Source organism: Pedobacter paludis (genome assembly GCF_003173575.1).
Classification (GTDB): domain Bacteria; phylum Bacteroidota; class Bacteroidia; order Sphingobacteriales; family Sphingobacteriaceae; genus Pedobacter; species Pedobacter paludis.
The window spans coordinates 404,865-423,688 of record NZ_QGNY01000005.1; the positions used below are offsets into that span (position 1 = coordinate 404,865).

At 37.9% G+C, this 18,824-nt stretch carries 13 protein-coding genes; 6 read left to right on the top strand and 7 right to left on the bottom strand.

Annotation, left to right across the window (positions count from 1 at the left end):
- Positions 1-49: 49 nt before the first annotated feature.
- The 5 genes from DF947_RS15925 to DF947_RS15945 all read left to right on the top strand — a co-directional run bounded on the left by DF947_RS15925 (position 50) and on the right by DF947_RS15945 (position 9,802).
- Positions 50-3,079 carry an amidohydrolase family protein gene (locus DF947_RS15925; RefSeq protein WP_109931025.1) on the top strand — a complete coding sequence of 1,010 codons (3,030 nt, stop codon included), beginning with the start codon at positions 50-52 and terminating at the stop codon, positions 3,077-3,079.
- Position 3,080: 1 nt separating this feature from the next.
- Entirely contained in the window at positions 3,081-4,391 is a 1,311-nt protein-coding gene (locus DF947_RS15930) for an amidohydrolase family protein (protein WP_109931026.1), read from the top strand.
- A gap of 170 nt (positions 4,392-4,561) precedes the next feature.
- The gene (locus tag DF947_RS15935) at positions 4,562-7,717 is read left to right on the top strand and encodes a TonB-dependent receptor (protein WP_109931027.1); all 3,156 of its coding nucleotides are present in this window, start codon (positions 4,562-4,564) and stop codon (positions 7,715-7,717) included.
- A gap of 99 nt (positions 7,718-7,816) precedes the next feature.
- The gene (locus tag DF947_RS15940) at positions 7,817-9,571 is read left to right on the top strand and encodes an ABC transporter ATP-binding protein (RefSeq protein ID WP_109931028.1); all 1,755 of its coding nucleotides are present in this window, start codon (positions 7,817-7,819) and stop codon (positions 9,569-9,571) included.
- 15 nt (positions 9,572-9,586) lie between these two features.
- Positions 9,587-9,802 carry a PLDc N-terminal domain-containing protein gene (locus DF947_RS15945; RefSeq protein ID WP_109931029.1) on the top strand — a complete coding sequence of 72 codons (216 nt, stop codon included), beginning with the start codon at positions 9,587-9,589 and terminating at the stop codon, positions 9,800-9,802.
- A gap of 176 nt (positions 9,803-9,978) precedes the next feature.
- Here DF947_RS15945 and DF947_RS15950 read toward each other — a convergent pair whose 3' ends face one another.
- The 6 genes from DF947_RS15950 to DF947_RS15970 form a co-directional block, all read right to left on the bottom strand.
- Positions 9,979-11,265, bottom strand: a complete 1,287-nt coding sequence (locus DF947_RS15950; RefSeq protein WP_240615396.1) for an MFS transporter — start codon at positions 11,263-11,265, stop codon at positions 9,979-9,981.
- Between the two features lie 95 nt (positions 11,266-11,360).
- Positions 11,361-13,466: an ATP-dependent DNA helicase RecG gene (recG, locus tag DF947_RS15955; RefSeq protein WP_109931030.1), complete on the bottom strand. Its 2,106-nt coding sequence runs from the start codon at positions 13,464-13,466 to the stop codon at positions 11,361-11,363.
- 5 nt (positions 13,467-13,471) lie between these two features.
- Complete coding sequence (locus DF947_RS15960; RefSeq protein ID WP_109931031.1) at positions 13,472-14,374, bottom strand: EamA family transporter; 903 nt, start codon at positions 14,372-14,374, stop codon at positions 13,472-13,474.
- 2 nt (positions 14,375-14,376) lie between these two features.
- Positions 14,377-14,757, bottom strand: a complete 381-nt coding sequence (locus DF947_RS15965) for a RidA family protein (RefSeq protein ID WP_109931032.1) — start codon at positions 14,755-14,757, stop codon at positions 14,377-14,379.
- 24 nt (positions 14,758-14,781) lie between these two features.
- Positions 14,782-14,919, bottom strand: coding sequence for a DUF6728 family protein (locus DF947_RS22645; RefSeq protein WP_317046772.1), 138 nt, complete (start codon positions 14,917-14,919; stop codon positions 14,782-14,784).
- A gap of 99 nt (positions 14,920-15,018) precedes the next feature.
- Positions 15,019-16,374: an OmpA family protein gene (locus DF947_RS15970; RefSeq protein WP_109931033.1), complete on the bottom strand. Its 1,356-nt coding sequence runs from the start codon at positions 16,372-16,374 to the stop codon at positions 15,019-15,021.
- 173 nt (positions 16,375-16,547) lie between these two features.
- Here DF947_RS15970 and DF947_RS15975 point away from each other — a divergent pair, with 173 nt between their 5' ends.
- Positions 16,548-17,834, top strand: coding sequence for an aminopeptidase P family protein (locus DF947_RS15975; RefSeq protein WP_109931034.1), 1,287 nt, complete (start codon positions 16,548-16,550; stop codon positions 17,832-17,834).
- A 44-nt stretch (positions 17,835-17,878) separates the two neighbouring features.
- Here the strand turns inward: DF947_RS15975 and meaB are convergent, their stop codons facing one another.
- On the bottom strand, positions 17,879-18,769 hold the full coding sequence (gene meaB, locus DF947_RS15980) for a methylmalonyl Co-A mutase-associated GTPase MeaB (protein WP_109931035.1): 891 nt from the start codon (positions 18,767-18,769) through the stop codon (positions 17,879-17,881).
- Positions 18,770-18,824: the final 55 nt, after the last annotated feature.

The window sequence follows — 18,824 nt, forward strand, 5'->3', positions numbered from 1 at the left end:
CAACGCTTATTTATATTAGTTTTAAACAAAATAAACCCCTGAACAAGTTATGAAGAAAATTTTACTCGCCATTGCGCTGGTATTTTCTACTACAATTCTGTTTGCACAACAATCTACGTTTCCTGTAAATGGTTCTTATGATACAAGACCAGGCCTGTATGCGTTTACCAATGCAACAATTGTAGTTAATGCCAACCAAACCCTAACAAATGCTACCCTTTTAATAAAAGGCCAAACCATTCAAGCCGTTGGCGCCGGTTTAGCTGTGCCTAAAGGTTATGTGGTTATCGATTTAAAAGGCAAATTTGTATACCCGTCTTTAGTTGATGCCTTTACAAGCTATGGTTTACCGGAAACAGCTTCGCCAACTCGCAGTTTTGGCGGTGGCGGCGGAGGTAATCGCCAGTCAATTTTTGTATCAACCAAAAAAGGTGCTTTCGGCTGGAATGAAGCCATTAGACCCGAAACTCAGGTAAAAACCATTTTTTCTGTTGATGGCAAGAAAGCCGATGAACTGCGTAAAGTTGGGTTCGGTAGTGTAAACGTAATTAACCGCGATGGAATTGCCCGTGGAACTTCTGCGGCGGTAACCTTAAATGAGGGATCAGATAATAATGTGTTCTTAAAAGATCAGACCGCAGCCAATTATTCGTTTAACAAAGGAACATCATCAAACGATTATCCAACTTCATTAATGGGTTCCATCGCTTTGCTTCGCCAAACTTATTACGATTTACAGTGGTATGGCAAACAGAAAGAGGAATATAACATCTCACTGGATGAATTTGGAAAGCAACAGGATTTACCTCAAATTTTTGAGGTGGATGGTTGGCAAAGTGTTCTACGTGCTGATAAAATTGGAAAAGAATTCGGCAAAAAATACATCATCAAATCTACCGGAGACGAATATCAGCGCATAAACGAAGTTAAAGCTACAGGTGCAACCTTGATTATTCCATTGGCTTTTCCAAAAGCATACGATGTTGAAGATCCGGCTGAGGCCAGAAATGTAAGTTTAACCCAAATGAAAGGTTGGGAAATGGCGCCAACAAATGCTGCAGCCTTAGAAAAAGCTGGAGTTAAATTCGCCTTAACCGCTTTTGGTTTAGAAAACAGTCGCGATTTTTGGGCAAACATTCGCACTGCGATAGAAAATGGCTTAACCGAAAAACAAGCATTACAATCTGTAACTGAGATTCCTGCTTCTATTTTAGGCATTAGCGATAAAGTAGGCTCGATTGAAAAAGGCAAAGTAGCCAACTTCTTAATCTCATCTGATAACCTATTCAAAAACGGAAATATCATTTTCGAAAACTGGGTACAAGGCAAGCGCTACATTGTTAATAAAATGGATGTTAGCGATGTTCGTGGCACATATAACTTAAATGTTGATGGCGTTGGAGCGCTAACGCTGAAAATTACAGGAACATCTGGTGGCTCAATTGCGGCCATTGAAAGAACCGGCGTAGATAGCGTTAAAACAACGGCAACATTTAGCAGAAACGGAGATTGGGTTAGCATCAATTTCAATCTAAAGAAAAATCCGAAAGGGGATGTTCGCTTAAGCGGTTATTTAACCTCTGCCAATCCTCTAACATTTAAGGGCGAGTCTGCATTATCAGACGGAACAATAGGAAAATTCACCGCAACTTATAAAGAGCCGGCAAAAGAAATGCCTAAGCGTGATGAACCTAAACCAAGTTTAGCCGTTGGGCCTGTTATTTATCCCTTTACAGCTTTCGGCACCGCCGAATTGCCAAAACAAGAAACCGTTCTAATTAAAAATGGAACCATCTGGACGAACGAAAAAGACGGAATTTTACAGAATGCCGACATCCTTTTAGAAAACGGAAAAATAAAGGCAATTGGTAAAAATTTATCGGCAGGTAGTGCTAAAGTAATTGATGCTACAGGCAAACATGTTACAACAGGAATTATTGATGAGCACTCGCATATCGCCGCAAATGGAATTAACGAAGGTGCGCAATCTGTATCTTCAGAGGTTCGCATGGGCGATATTATTAATCCTGAAGACGTAAATATTTATCGCCAGTTGGCCGGAGGGGTTACTACTTCTCAAATTTTACACGGCTCGGCAAATCCAATCGGAGGTCAGTCTCAATTGATTAAATTACGTTGGGGCAAATCTGCCGAAGAACTAAAATTTGCTGGTGCCGATGGGTTTATCAAATTTGCCTTAGGCGAAAACGTTAAGCAAAGTAATTTTGGTACTGGTGCCCGTTTCCCTGTTACCCGTATGGGCGTAGAACAAACCTATGTAGATGAATTTACGCGTGCAAAGGAATACGAAAAAGCAATGGCTGTTAAAGGCAACTCCGTTCGCAGAGATCTAGAGTTGGATGCAATTGTAGAAATTCTCAACAATAAAAGATTCATTACCTGCCACTCCTATGTACAAAGTGAAATCAATATGTTAATACATGTTGCAGATAGCCTTGGCTTTAAAATCAACACATTTACACACATTTTAGAAGGTTATAAGGTAGCCGATAAAATGAAAGCTCATAATATTGCAGGTTCTACCTTCTCTGATTGGTGGGCGTATAAAAACGAAGTTGCAGAAGCAATCCCTTACAACGGGAAAATTATGCACAACGTAGGCATTACCACCGCCTTTAACTCTGATGATGCCGAAATGGCTCGTCACTTAAATCAAGAGGCAGGAAAATCTATTCTTTATGGAAATGTTCCAGAAGAAGAAGCCTTGAAATTGGTTACATTAAATCCGGCTAAAATGCTTCATATTGACGGCAAGGTTGGAAGTTTAAAAGTTGGTAAAGATGCTGATGTTGTAATCTGGTCGGCTAACCCACTTTCCATTTATGCAAAGGCAGAAAAAACTTTTGTAGATGGAATTGCTTATTGGGATATTGAAAGAGATGCTCAGGTAATGAAAGCACAACAGGTAGAAAAAGCCCGATTGATCCAAAAAATGTTAGATAGCAAAAGTAAAGGCAGTCGCACGCAACGCCCAATGGGAGATGCGCCGCGTTTATTCAATTGCGAAACTTTAGATAATTATTCAGCAGAATTAACCGAAAAAGAACATGCACACTAACATGAAAAATTACTTATTTAGTCTGGCTTTATCGGCATCTAGCCTGATGTGTTTTGCACAAGCAAACATATCGCCAGCACCAAAGCAAAGCAAAACCATCGCCATTACCGGCTCAACCATACATATTGGAAACGGAACTGTAATCGAAAACGGAACCATCCTTTTCGGAAATGGAAAAATTATATCGGTTAGAGCCGATGGTCAGGTACCACAGGATGATGTGGTTAAAATCAATGCAACAGGAAAACACATCTATCCTGGTTTTATTGCAGCAACCACCAATTTAGGTTTGGTAGAAATCGAAGCTGTTAAGGCAACATTGGATTTTCAGGAAATTGGTGATTTCAATTCGCATATTAGATCTATTGTAGCGTACAATACCGATTCTAAAGTACCCGCCACTTTAAGAAGCAATGGCATTTTAATGGCTCAGCCAACACCACAAGGCGGAACGGTTTCTGGCAGTTCTTCAGTTGTTCAGTTAGATGCCTGGAACTGGGAAGATGCCGCACTAAGAAAGGATGATGCCATGCACATGACCTGGCCGGTTACACCACGTTTTAGAGGTGGTTTTGGTGGTGGCGGAAGATTTCAGACTTCACCAGAATTATTGGCCGAACGAACTCAAACTGCAATTGCACAACTGAATACTTTCTTTGCAGAAGCCAAAGCTTATTCGGAAATGGGCAAACCTGAAGTAATCAATACCCGTTTTGAAGCCATGAAAAGAGTTTTCTCCGGAGATGAAAAATTATTTATCGCAGCAGAAAGCCAAAAGGATATTGTTGCTGCCGTAAACTTTGGCAAGAAGTTCGGTATTACCCCTGTAATTACCGGTGCTGATGAAGCTTATCTGATTATCGATTTCTTAAAAGAAAACAACATCACATTAGTGGTAAAACAACCTCATGCTTTACCAAATAATATTGATGATGATGTGAATATGCCTTATAAAAACGCAGCTGTTTTAGCAAATGCAGGTTTAAATGTTGTTTTAAGCATCGATGGTTATTGGCAGCAGCGCAACCTTCCGTTTATGGCGGGTACCGTTACCGCTTGGGGTTTGGATAAAGAAAAAGCACTATCTACCATTACCTTAAACGCCGCCAAAGCAATGGGAATTGATAAAACCACGGGAAGTATTGAAACTGGAAAAGATGCAACTTTCTTCATCTCTGCTGGCGATGCTTTGGATATGAGAACAAACAAAGTTGAGCAGGCTTTTATTCAAGGAAGAGACATCAATCTCGATAATTTGCACAAACAGTTAGATAAAAAATTCAGCGATAAATACACTGCTGATAAAAAATAGGTTAACACATCCTTAACACCGAACGGCCAATATTAAATTATTGGCCGTTTTTTATTTTAACATCAGCTCAAAAACCCTCAAATTGTAAACCGTTTAATAATATAAAGTCAAATTTCAGTTAACACTACAACAACATCTTTGCGGTCAGATAACAAATCAAAAAACTGATCATGATGAAAAATTTACTAATAGCATTATTGCTATTGTTTTGCTTTACCAGTAACTCGGTATTTGCACAAACAACTCAAGCATCCATATCTGGAACGGTTACGGATGAAGCTAAGAAACCAGTTCCCGGGGTTTCGGTTCAAATTAGAAATGAATCAACAGGTTTTACAACAAAAACTTCAACCAATGCAAATGGAGAATATATTTTTAAAGAACTTCCATTGGGCGGACCTTACACTGTAAAAGCCGCTTATATTGGTTTCGGGGAGCAAACCAGAACAGGTTTTATGCTAAACCAAGGTGATGTTGTAAAAGTGGGCATCAAAATGCAAGAGGCTTCCCAAAGCTTAGATGCGGTTCAAGTTACAGGCTCATCTTTAAAAAATAAGGTTCAAAACTTTGGTGCTTCTACAGAAATTTCAGCCAAAACAATGAATCAATTGCCAGTAAATGGCCGAAACTTTTCCAACTTGATGGACTTATCCCCACTAAGTCGCGGTGGCGGAATTTCTGGCCAGCTGGGCTCATCCACAAATTACACCATTGATGGTATGAATGCCAAAAACCCAACCTCTGCCGGATCTACAACAAGCAGAAGCGGTGCGCCTTATTCTATTTCTATGGAGGCAGTTCGCGAATTTAAAGTGGTAACCAATCAATACGATGTTACTTATGGAAGAGCAGGCGGTGGAACAGTAAGTGCGGTTACCAAATCGGGAACAAATACTTTAAGCGGAAGTGCCTTTGGCTATGGCCGTGCAGATTGGTTAGCTAGTCGTTATGACATTAGAGGCGTAAAACGCGATAACGATTTCTCTACCTATCAATATGGTTTTACCTTAGGTGGACCGATCATTAAAGATAAATTGCACTATTTTGTGGGCTGGGATCACCAAAAAGATTCTCGCCCTTTAATCATTGCAGATATTAACGGCCCGGCAGATGAAGCCAGATTCAGAATTACAAATGCTACACTTGCTAACTTCTTATCTATCGCTCAAACTAAGTATGGTGTTGCAAATTCACCTCAATACGGATCTTTCGAAAAGAAACGTGGATCGGATGCTGCATTTGCCCGTTTAGACTGGCAGATTAACAGCAGTAATTTATTAACCGTTCGTGATAACTATACCAATGATAGAAATCCATTAGGTTTAGCCGATAATACGACGATAAATTTTTACGAAAGTTACGGTAACGATAAAAACGTTGATAACAGCTTATTGGCTACATTACGTTCAACCATTAACAGCAAGGTTACAAACGAATTGAAGTTTCAGCATTTATATACTTTTCAGGCCAGTACTCAGAATGATCAGTTAACGGGTGCAATTCCCAGAGCAATTGTGAGTAATGTTCCTTCTACTTTGTCTGATGGAACAACTGCAACAACGGCCATTCAAATTGGTGGTCACCGTTTTGGGCAAGAAGGTTTTACCAATAACGTTTTCCAATTGGTAGATAACTTTTATTACAATACCGATAAAGTAAAATATACTTTCGGGGTTGATGTAATGTACACCAAAGCTAAATCTCTTTATGGTAGCGAAGTAAATGGCCGATTTGAATACACCAATACCGGAACAGCTATTTCTTCAGTACAAAATTTCAATAATTTAATCGCAAATAGATTCTATCGAGAAGTACCTTTGGTTGCCGATCCAACCGTTAAAGCCAACATTTGGAATTCTGCAATTTACGGACAAATGCAAACTAAGCTTGCTAAAGGATTAGACATCATTGCTGGTTTACGTTTAGATTACAGCTCTTATCCAAAATCGCCATTAAACCAAACTTTATTTGATGAATTGGGCGTAAGAACAGATTACGAGTTGAAGCAATTTTTGGTTCAGCCAAGGGTTCAGTTAAACTGGGACATCAACGAGGATAGAACTGATTTTGTACGCTTCGGAGCTGGAATTTTTGGATCGGATGTAAACAACTACGTAACCATAAACAACTTAACGTTCGATGGTAAGCACTTAGCTACAGTTGATGTTTTTGGAGCCGATGTACCAACCCCAAATTTTATTGGATACAGAAATGGTACTGTTGCAACGCCAAGCTTAACAGCATTGCAACTTCCAACAATCAATACCTATGCCGAGGATGCTAAAATTCCTGTGGTTTACAAAGCCAACTTATCATACAGTAAATTAATTACCGATAAATTAAAGGTAGGCATAACAGGTTACGCAACTTTAGGCCGCAACAACTATATGTATGTAGATAGAAACATGGTTGCAAATCCATTTTTTACGCTACCTAACGAGGGTGATAGAGGTGTTTTTGTACCTACAGTTAATGCAAGCAACGGTGTGGCCGATTGGAAAACAGGTAGAATTAGCAATAAATTCGGACGCGTACTGGAGTTAAACAGCAAAGGAAAAGTCAATCAGTTTGCAGTTGTTTTAGATGCAACCTGGAACTACTTTAAAGACGGAGAAATTTCTGCCAGTTATACCTGGAACGATACGAAAGACAATACATCTTTTAATGGAAACGTGGCTAACTCTGCCACATTATCACTTCCGGTTAAAGACGACCCAAGAAATTTAAGTAACGTAACATATTCTGATAACCATTTCAGAACTAAGGTTGTTATTTACGGAACATTACCTACTTTCTTTGGTGTTACCGTAGGCGTTAGATATTCTGGAATTGGCGGTACGCGCTACAGCTTATTGGCAGGTGGAAACATCAACGGGGATTTCGTAACTACAAACGATTTGGCCTTCATTTTCGATAGATATAACACAAGCATTCCTGCGAATATCCGTACAGGTTTACAAACCTTGTTGGATAATCCTGATGCAAGCCAGAGCTTAAAAGATTACATCACAAAATACTCTGGTCAAATTGCTCAGCGTAATGGCGGGATTAATGATTTCTTCGGTATTGTAGATTTAAGGGTGAGCAAAAAATTCAGATTCGCCAAAAAACATAGTATTGAACTTTCTGGAGATATTTTCAACCTTGGCAACTTGTTGAACAAGAAATGGGGCGTAAACGAAACTTTGGGTAACCAAGCATTATATGCAGTTTCTGGTTTCGATAATACAACCAAAGCATTTACCTACCGCGTAAACAACTCGGGAGTTGTTACACCATCAGGCAACCCTTGGCAAATGCAAATTGGTTTGCGTTACGGGTTCTAAATAATCGGCTAAGTATCTTAGCTTAAAGTCATAAAAAAAGGGAATGGATTTATATCCGTTCCCTTTTTTTATGTTTGTAAAACAAACAACAAAACTTTAATGAACGTACTACTCAATTACCTGAAGGGGCACAAATGGATTGTGGCTTTAGCTCTACTTCTTGCAGGCATAAATATCGGCTTTTCTTTAATGGACCCCTATTTTACAGGAAGGATCTTAGATTTGTACATTAACAAACGTAGTGCCTTTACCAGCAAAAGTGCCTACATCTGGGGTGCTTTGGGCTTTATTGGCTTAGCCATTGGCGCTGCTATGGTTTCAAGAATTGCAAAGAACTTTCAGGATTATTTTACCAGCGTAATTGTACAAAAGGTTGGTGCAAAAATGTATGCCGATGGATTACAGCACTCGCTAAAACTTCCCTATCAGGTATTCGAAGATCAGAGAAGTGGCGAAACTTTGGGCATTTTACAAAAGGTAAGATTGGATTCCGAAAAGTTCATCACCTCATTTATAAGTGTGCTTTTTGTAAGTCTAATTGGGATGGTTTTTGTAATCGTTTATTCGGTTTCCATTAGCTACAAAGTAACGCTTGTGTATTTCGCAGCCATTCCGATTATCAGTTTCGTAAGCTGGTTTTTAAGCCGAAAAATTAAAACCATTCAACGTTCTATTGTTGGCGAAACTACTGCTTTGGCAGGCTCTACAACAGAATCGCTAAGAAACATAGAATTGGTAAAAAGCTTAGGCTTGGCCGATCAGGAAATAGAAAGACTAAACAAAACTACTTACAAAATTTTGGGTTTGGAGCTTAAAAAAGTAAAGTACGTGCGAAGCATGAGTTTTGTTCAGGGCACTACCGTAAACTTGGTAAGAAGCTCTATGATCGTGGTGCTCTTACTGCTAATTTTCGACAACACGATTTCGCCAGGACAATACTTCTCTTTCTTATTTTATTCGTTCTTCCTTTTTGGCCCACTTCAAGAGCTTGGAAACGTAATCTTGGCTTGGAGAGAGGCCGAAGTTTCATTAGGCAACTTTAAAAAGATTTTAACCACGCCTGTCGATAAAAAACCGGCAAATCCAATCTCAATTAAAAAAATTAAAGAATTAACCTTTAAATCGGTCAGTTTTAAACACCTTACTGCAAACAGAAATGCGCTGGAAAATATTTCTTTCGATACCCATAACGGCCAAACCATTGCTTTCGTAGGCCCATCTGGTTCCGGAAAATCTACATTGGTAAAACTATTAGTGGGTCTATATCCGGCTAAAGATGGAGAAATTTTATACAATGGAACCTCAAGCAACGACATCGATTTAGATGCGTTACGCGAAAAAATTGGTTTCGTAACTCAGGATACTCAACTCTTTTCTGGTACGATAAGGGAAAACCTGTTGTTCGTAAATCCAAATGCTACAGATGAAGAATGTTATAAAGTTTTAAATCAGGCCGCATGCCAAACCTTATTGGCAAGGGCAGACAAAGGTTTAGATTCTTTAATCGGAGAAGGTGGTGTAAAGGTTTCGGGCGGAGAGAAACAGCGTTTATCAATTGCTAGAGCTTTACTGCGCCAGCCAGATATCTTGGTTTTTGACGAAGCAACCTCTTCATTAGATTCGATTACCGAAGAAGAAATTACCAAAACCATCCGTTCGGTTTCAGATTTAACCGATCACATCACCATTTTAATCGCTCACCGTTTATCAACCATTAAACATGCAGATACCATTTACGTTTTAGAAAAAGGCCACATAATCGAACAAGGCACACATGAAGGACTAATTGCACAAAATGGTTTATATCAAGCCATGTGGCGCCAACAAATTGGCGAAAGAATTGTTGAAGCTTAAATAAAAGACTTCAACATGTTATTGGCACAAGTAGAAAGTAATCAAATCGCAATCATCATTATCCTAGCGGCTATCCTTTGGCTAGCGCTAATTTTGGCCGCACTGTTTCATATATCCAGAAACAACACTATGGGTTTCTCGGTAAAAGTGCTTTGGTTTATCATTATCCTATTCGCACCATTTTTTGGATCGATTATTTATTTAATCTGGGGGAAGAATAAGAAGTTTTAAATCTGGTTTTATTAAACTAGAAATTTGGAAAGCAAAAGCAGGAGTACTTTGGTCCATTCCTGTCCCGCTGTACCTCCAAGCGCTATGAAAAATAGCGGCTTTCCGTACCATCGGGTTTAGCCTGCAAAGCAATTCGATTTGTTTAAAGAGTTAGGTTGCAACCTCCATCAACTTGTTTAAGCTACTTTTGTTGTCTGCTCATTAATGTCTTGCAAACTCAATTTAGTAAGCGATTTCGTTTTAAACCAGGTTAACCCGGCAATAGCAATCGTCATACTTCCACCAAAAACAACAGCCGGAACAAGCCTCATATATTTTGCCGTTAAACCAGATTCAAACTCCCCTATTTCGTTTGATGAACCAATAAACATACTGTTAACTGCCGAAACCCGTCCACGCATTTCATCTGGTGTTAATAACTGCATAATGGTTTGGCGGATAATTACGCTTACACTGTCGAAAGATCCTTCCAAGAATAAAAAGAATAGTGTTAAATAGAAATTTCTCGATAAGCCATAGCAAATGATGCTCAAACCAAAACCCGTTACTGCAATTAACAGATTTCGCCAAGGTTTGCCCATGGGAGAAAAACGAGTCATTGCCAACATGGTAATGACGGCACCAGCTGATGCTGCGCCACGCATCATACCTAAACCAAATGAGCCTAAGTGAAAAACATCTTTTGCAAAAATTGGCAATAGCGCTACTGCTCCACCAAAAAATACTGAGAATAAATCCAAGCTCATGGCCCAAACCATCATTTTTGTTTTAAACACAAAATTGATTCCCTCTTTTAAGCTATCAAAAATGTTTTCTTTAGGAATGTAGGTTGAAGGATGCTTTTTAAGCGTAAATATGCAGATCAACGAGATGGAAACCAAAGCTACAATAACGCTGTAAGCTGCAGTAATTCCCCAAAGCCAATTAATTAAACCACCCAACAATGGGCCAATAATTGTTGCCAATTGCCAGGCACTGCTGCTCCAGGTACTAGAATTTGGATATAATTCTTTAGGAATAATTTTGGCCATTAGTGAAAATGTAGCCGGCCCGAAAAAACCTCTTGCTAAACCAATACAGAAAACCAAACCATACATAATGAGTACGATGAAATCTTCTTTTAGATGTAAGAACTTACTCGTAATAACGAGCATAAGCACCGACGCTAACCACACTCCAGAAAAAATTTTAATCAGCAAGCCGCGTTTTTCACTTTTATCGGCAATGTAACCGCCATAAAGCGCAATACCTATCGCAGGGATGGCTTCGCACAAACCTACTAAGCCTAGTTTTAAGGCATCGTGGGTTAAATCGTAAATGTGATAGCCTATAACTACGGCCTGCATTTGATAAGCAAGCGTAAAAAAGAAACGCATGCCTAAAAACGATCTAAATTCTTTAAACCTTAAGGCGGCGAATGGATCTGGTTTTTCTAATATCGGGTTGGGGTCGGAATCTGCCACAGATGTATTTTTTATACTTGCAAAACTACAATTTGAGAAACAAAAACGATCAACACGAAACAATTAACTATACAATCGTTACTTCAAAATGATATTTAAGAGATCTTATCAAAAGAGATTCCCCGCTCTAGTTTTTTAAGGTAGGCTTTCAATAAGGTATTTGCGGGTTTCTCCAAATGCACATCTTCTTCCAAGAGTTTAATTACCGTATTCCTAGCTTCCTGTAAAATGACCTGGTCGGTTGCCAAATCTGCCAGTTTTAAATCCAAAACACCGCTCTGTTGTGTTCCGGTAATGTCTCCAGGGCCACGAAGCTGTAAATCAATTTCCGAAATCTCAAATCCATTATTGGTTCTCACCATGGTTTCCAATCTTACTTTACCTTCTTTACTGAGTTTATTCCCACTCATTAAAATACAAAAAGACTGCTCTGCGCCACGACCAACTCTGCCACGCAATTGATGAAGTTGTGAGAGACCAAATCTTTCCGCATTCTCAATAACCATCACTGAGGCATTAGGTACGTTTACCCCAACTTCTATTACTGTAGTTGCAACCATAATCTGGCTTTTTCCATCAATAAACTGTTGCATCTCAAACTGCTTATCAGCATTTGGCATTTGGCCATGCACAATACTCATTTGATAATCTGGCCGGGGAAACTGATAGCTCATTTGTTCTATTCCGGCTTCGAGATGTAAAAGATCTAATTTTTCACTTTCTTTTATCAAAGGATAAACAACATAAACCTGCCTGCCCTTTGCTATTTCCTGCTTCATAAAACCAAACATTCGCATCCGTTGGCCTTCGAAAAGATGTCTGGTTTCGATAGGCTTTCTTCCAGCCGGCAATTCGTCAATTACAGAAACATCTAAATCACCATATAAAGTCATGGCCAAAGTTCTTGGAATCGGTGTTGCAGTCATTACCAAAATATGTGGCGGTACTAAGCTCTTCCGCCAAAGTTTTGCCCGTTGCTCAACCCCAAAACGGTGTTGCTCATCTATAACAACTAAACCTAGATTTTTAAATTGAACTTTATCTTCTATTAAAGCATGGGTGCCAATTAGAATATCTATTTCGCCACTTTCCAACTGCTGATGGAGGATGGTTCTTTCTTTTTTCTTACTATTTCCGGTAAGAATGGCAACTTTAACCAAGTCATCGGTAACCAATTCGGAAATGGAAGCATAATGCTGACGAGCCAAAATTTCGGTTGGCGCCATCATACAAGCCTGATAACCGTTGTCATTTGCCAAAAGCATACTCATTAATGCAACCGCAGTTTTACCGCTCCCTACATCGCCCTGAACAAGCCGATTCATTTGAACTCCTCGCTGTGTATCTATCCGAATTTCCTTAACAACTCTTTTTTGAGCATTGGTAAGTTCGAACGGTAAAAATTCTTTGTAAAACCGATTAACCTTCTCACCTACCTTTTCGAAAGTAACGCCTTTAAATTTCAGTGCCCGAAGGTGTTTATTATTTAATAGCTGAAGCTGAATAAAAAACAATTCTTCGAATTTTAATCTCCGTTCTGCATCATTTAAATCTTGTTGATTTTTGGGGAAATGAATATTCAGCAAAGCCATTTTTTTACTCGGCAACTGATATTTATCTAAAACATATTGGGGCAAGGTTTCCGCAACCTGAGGTATTACCTGATCCAGTAAACCTGCAATTAATCTTTGTAACCCCTTCGAATCGAGGTTAAATTTTTTGAGTTTTTCTGTAGAATTATAAACGGGCTGTAAAGTTAAGTTTCCTCTTCCAGTAGGCCTGTTTTGATACAATTCCATCTCCGGGTGAGAAATACTAAATGTTCCGTTAAAAAGATTTGGTTTCCCAAAAGCAACATAGGCTACTCCAACGCTAATGTTATCCTCAACCCACTTTAAGCTTTGAAACCAAACCAATTCCATTAAGCCTGTTTCATCCTTAAAAACAGCAACAATTCTTTTGGTTCGTTTTTCGCCAATTACCTTTTTGCTAATTACGCGACCAATAATCTGAATGTATTGAGAATCCGGATTGATTTGATTGATTTTAAAATATTTGGTTCTATCAATATATCGAAATGGGTAGTGAGATAGCAGATCCTGATAAGTAAATAGGCCAAGGTCTTTTTTTAAAACATCAGCACGAGTTGGGCCAACGCCCTTTATAAACTCAACAGGTGTATCTAAAATCGAACTAAGCAATGTCCCTATCGTTTTTTGTAAATAACACTTTTAATCAATTGTGCATTAAAAATAAGTATCGACAGCAACAAAAGTAAATAGGCAAAGATTTGATGCACATCGATTTTCTCTTTAAAGTATAAAAACGCGACCGCAAATGCAACTATTGGATTTAAATAAATTAAAATTCCCAAGGCAGATGAAGGCATCCCTAACAGTGCGTAAGAATTTAGGAATAAAGGAATTATGGTAAAAACAATGGCAATTAAAAAGATGTGTGACCAGAAAAAGCCATCAACAGGGAAAGAATTTGAATTGAAGAGATACATGGGTAACATCATCAAACCCGATAAAATTAGCTGTAACCCGAGGAAGTTAAACTTATCTACATCTTTAATTACCTTTAGCACAATAACGTATAAAGCATAAAATGATGCAATTATAATTGCCCACAGCACTTCTCTCATTGATCCTGTAGCCAATAAAACGATGCTAATAAGCGCTACCACCATTGCGATAACTTTCGCATTGGTAAGCTTTTCTTTCAAAATAAGGAAACCGCATAATGCCGTAAGCAACGGACAAACCATGTAAGCAAAAGCTGCAGATTTTAGGCTGATGCTATTAACCGCATAAATATAGGTAAACCAGTTACCCGTAATTAAAAATGCCGAAATAACGGTTAATATTAAAATTCTATTCTTTTTAGCTAAGCTTAAAGATTTTATAAAGGCAATATCTTTTTTAAGGGCTTCTCTTCTAAACAATAAAATTGTAGCCCAAACCATAACAATGGAAACAAATATTCTATAATATAAAATTTCCTGTGGAGGAAAGCCTTTTATATTTCGCAGAGGGATAGACATCGTTCCCCAAATGATATAGGGAATGATGCCCGCTAAAAAATATTTGCTTTTACTTGTCGCCAAAATTATCCAATAACAGCGATTACAGAAATTTCTACATTAACGTTTTTTGGTAATACTGATACTTGAACGGTTTCGCGAGCAGGAAAATCTGCTGTAAAGTATTGTCCGTAAACTTCGTTTACTTGAGCAAAAGTTCCCATATCACTTAAAAAGATTGTAGATTTTACAACATGATCAAAAGTTAATCCTGCCTCAAGTAAAACGGCTTTTAAGTTGCGCATTACCTGGTGAGTTTCTTCCTCAATATTGCCGATATTTAATTCCCCACTTTCTGGATTAATTGCGACCTGGCCAGATACAAATAAAAAATTGCCCGCTTTTACTGCCTGACTATATGGACCAATAGGCGCAGGCGCACTAGTTGTTTTTATAATTTCTTTCATAATAAAAATTGGATTTGTTTTATATTATTTAACAAGCCATTGAATAAGCTTGTAAATGATGCCCGCCAGAAAAACACAAATGGCCAATGCATTAATGATATGCATTATTTTGATATTGATATTATTTGGCCGATTTGGATCCTTTTTCCTAAAGAAGTACATGTAGCAAACTTACCGAAAAAGCTTAATACAGAAAATTAAAAGGCATAAAAAAAGTCCCGATTTGCATCGGGACTTTCTTTTAAACTTTATATTGAAATACTAGTTTCTAGCAGTTTCAACACGACGGTTTTGGATACGACCTTCTTCAGTATCGTTAGAAGCAATTGGATTAGCTTCACCATTACCTTTAGTAGCAACTTGACTAGCGTTAACACCAGAGTTTACTAAGTAAGTTTTAACAGAGTTTGCTCTGTCTTTAGATAATTTCAAGTTATATGCAGCAGTACCTTCGCTTGAAGCATAACCGTTTACAGTTACTTTACCACCGTTTTCACGTAACACTGAAGATAATTTATCTAAAGTTGGATAAGACTCAGTTTTTAAAACTGAAGAGTTGAAATCGAAACCGATTTTTTCGAAACCTGTTACACCAGTAGTTGGAGCTGTAACAGCAGCTGGAACTGGTAGAGGACAACCTGAACCATCAACAGCAGTACCAGCAGGAGTACCTGGGCATTTATCGAATTGATCAGCAACACCGTCACCATCAGTATCTTTTTTCAAATCTTCAACAGATTTTTCAACAGCAGAAACACGAGTTTTTAAAGCTTCAACTTCTTGACGTAAAGTTGGATCTTTTAATTCGTCATACATTGTAGCTAATGGGTTAGTCCATTCTAAGCTAGGTTTAGCAGAAGAACCTAAAGAGAACTCTAAACCAGCATAACCGTAAGAGAAGTGATCTTTAGTAGTACCTTTTGCGTAAACTCCATCAAAGTTATCAGCGTCAACAAAGTTCATAGTGTAACCTAAGTTAAAGTTAACACGCTCAGAAACTTTGAATTTAACACCAGCACCAACTGGAATATAGAAACCTTTTACGTAATCTTTTGCTTCGTGTTTATCACCAGCAGGACCAGTAGCATTACCTTTCCAATCAGTTACTGTACCATTTGAAGCTGTTACTTTTGGAGCGTAAGCTAAGTAACCACCACCTGCAGTTAAGAAGAAACCTACAGAATTCTCACGACGTAAGAAATCGATAGAACCAACATTAACAACACCACGTAAATCTACAGCGTATTGTAATTCAGTTTCAAATTCTCTGTTTGTAGAACCTGCACCAGATAAAGTAGCATCGTTAGATCCTGAAACTTTACCACGTAATCCGTTTAATTCTAAAGCGAATGAGTGTCCTAATTGTTTACGGATATTTAAACCGTAACCTAAGTTAACATCCCATTTGTTGAAGTCATTTGAACCGCCGATAGCGATAACTGGAGCTAAAACACCTCCGTTAACACCGATTGACCAAGTTCTGTACTGTCCTCTTCCACCAAATACCTTGGTAGAAGAAGTTGTTGCAGGCGCATCTTGAGCGACAGCAAGAGTCGCAACTCCTGTTAATGCCACTAAAGAAAGTGCAACACTTTTCTTTAAAGTAGAATAATTCATAATCTTTTTCTTTTTTTAAGGGTTAAACAATTTAATTGATTAATTTTTTAAGTAATCGCAAAATTAAACAAAATTTTAAATTTTCAAACTTTTATACAAACTCCGTTCCAAACTTCACCATAATTAATGATTTTCTTACATTTGACCATTATCTACTTAAAAGTATAATAATTATGAAATATCCTACCATTGATCAGTACCTATTCATTTTAAATAGAAATAATTTTACTAAAGAACTAAAAAACAACTCTTTAGCTATATTTCAGGCTAGTGATGAGTTCCCTAGAAGCGGGGATCAAAACTTCATTTTTAAACAAAATCCAGATTTATTTTATTTATCGGGAATTGATCAGGAACAGACCATATTACTACTATATCCTGATTGTCCTAATCCTTTGTACAGACAAGTCCTGTTTTTAAGACAGACAAATGATTACATAAAAGTTTGGGAGGGATATAAGTATACAAAAGAGCAGGCAAAGGAAACATCGGGTATAGAAAGCATTTATTGGCTTGAAGATTTTGATAACATTTTGCACAGCATTGTTCATTATGCAGATAACATTTATCTAAATACAAATGAAAATGATCGCTATGCACACACTGTTCCTTATCGCGATATCCGCTTTATAGAACAAATGCGATCAAAATATCCTTTACATCATTATGAACGCTCTGCTCCAATAATGCGTAGCTTAAGAGCAATCAAATCGGATATTGAAATAGGGTTAACTAAAAAAGCCTGTGCAATTACCAGAGATGCATTTGTTCGTGTTTTAAAATTTACCAAACCAGGCGTTAAAGAATACGAAATTGAAGCAGAAATTATTCACGAGTTTATTCGCCAAGGCGGAACAGGCCATGCATATACACCGATAATCGCATCAGGCCATAACGCAAATATCCTCCATTACAACGATAACAACCAAGTATGTAAAGATGGCGACGTAATCTTATTTGATTTTGGCGCCGAGTATGCCAATTATAATGCAGACATGAGCCGTTCAATCCCTGTAAACGGTCGTTTTACCAAAAGACAAAAAGATGTTTATAATGCAGTTCTTCATGTAATGAAAGAAGCGACTAAATTAATCGTTGCCGATACCGTATGGAACACTTACCATGAACAAGTAGGCGAGATTATGACCGAGCAATTGGTTAATTTGGGATTAATTTCAATTGCTGATGTTAAAAATCAAAGCACAACCATGCCGGCCTATAAAAAATATTTTATGCATGGCACTTCTCATCATTTAGGAATTGATGTACATGATTTCGCTGGGCGATACACGCCTTTTGCAGCTGGGAATATTTTAACTGTAGAACCTGGTATTTATATCCCCGAAGAAGGGCTAGGAATTCGTTTAGAAAACAACATCTTAATTACCAATTTTGGAAATTTAGATTTAATGGCAGATATTCCTTTAGAAGCTGAAGAAATTGAAGACCTAATGAATTAGAAGCAATTCCAATTAACCAATTTGTACAGTTAAACAATTAAGCTTTATAAAAATTCATCCGCAAAGCGATAAACATTAAAATCACTTTTTTTCAAGGCTTCGTGAATAGCATCGCGAAGCCTTTTTTTATCTACACTTTGCATCTTTTGGTGCTGAATAATCTTCCAAGCTTTTTCTGAAAATAGAAATTCCTTTCTATCATTAATAAATTCCTGAGGTTGAACAATCCAATTGCAAAGCTCCTCAATACCAATATTTTTATCTGCAACGGTTTTTAAAACCGGAATGGACTTAATGCCTTGATGAACCATTTTTTTTAAATTATTTGCAAATATATCTGCTCCTTCACGATCTGCCTTATTGATTACAAAACAATCGGAAATTTCCATGATACCAGATTTTATGTGTTGAACTTCATCACCAGATTCAGGCACCAAAACAACTATAGTCTTATCTGCCAAACCAGCAATCTCGATTTCTGATTGCCCAACGCCAACCGTTTCAACCAAAATTAAATCGAAGTTCGATGCTTTTAAAACATCAACCATTTCAATGGTTTTTGCCGAAATCCCACCTAAAGCGCCACGGGTTGCCAAAGAACGGATAAAAACATTTGGTTTATTAAATTGGCCAGCCATTCTAATTCGATCGCCAAGCAAAGAACCGAAGTTAAAGGGAGAAGTTGGATCGATCGCTAAAATCGCCACGCGTTTGTTTAAAGCTGTAAAACGATTTGTAATTGCATTTACTAGAGTACTTTTACCAGCCCCCGGAGGACCTGTTATTCCAACTACTGGAATCGTAACGTTACTATCCAAATTCCTCAAAAGCAAATCTGATGGGGCAAGATCATTCTCTACAAGGGTTAATGCCCTTGCCAAAATCTTATAATTACCTTGCTTTACTTCGTTTAAAATGGATAGATGTGTATTCATCAATAAAACTATCTTTGTACAAATAAACAGATTTATTTTTAATCGCTATTGTCCC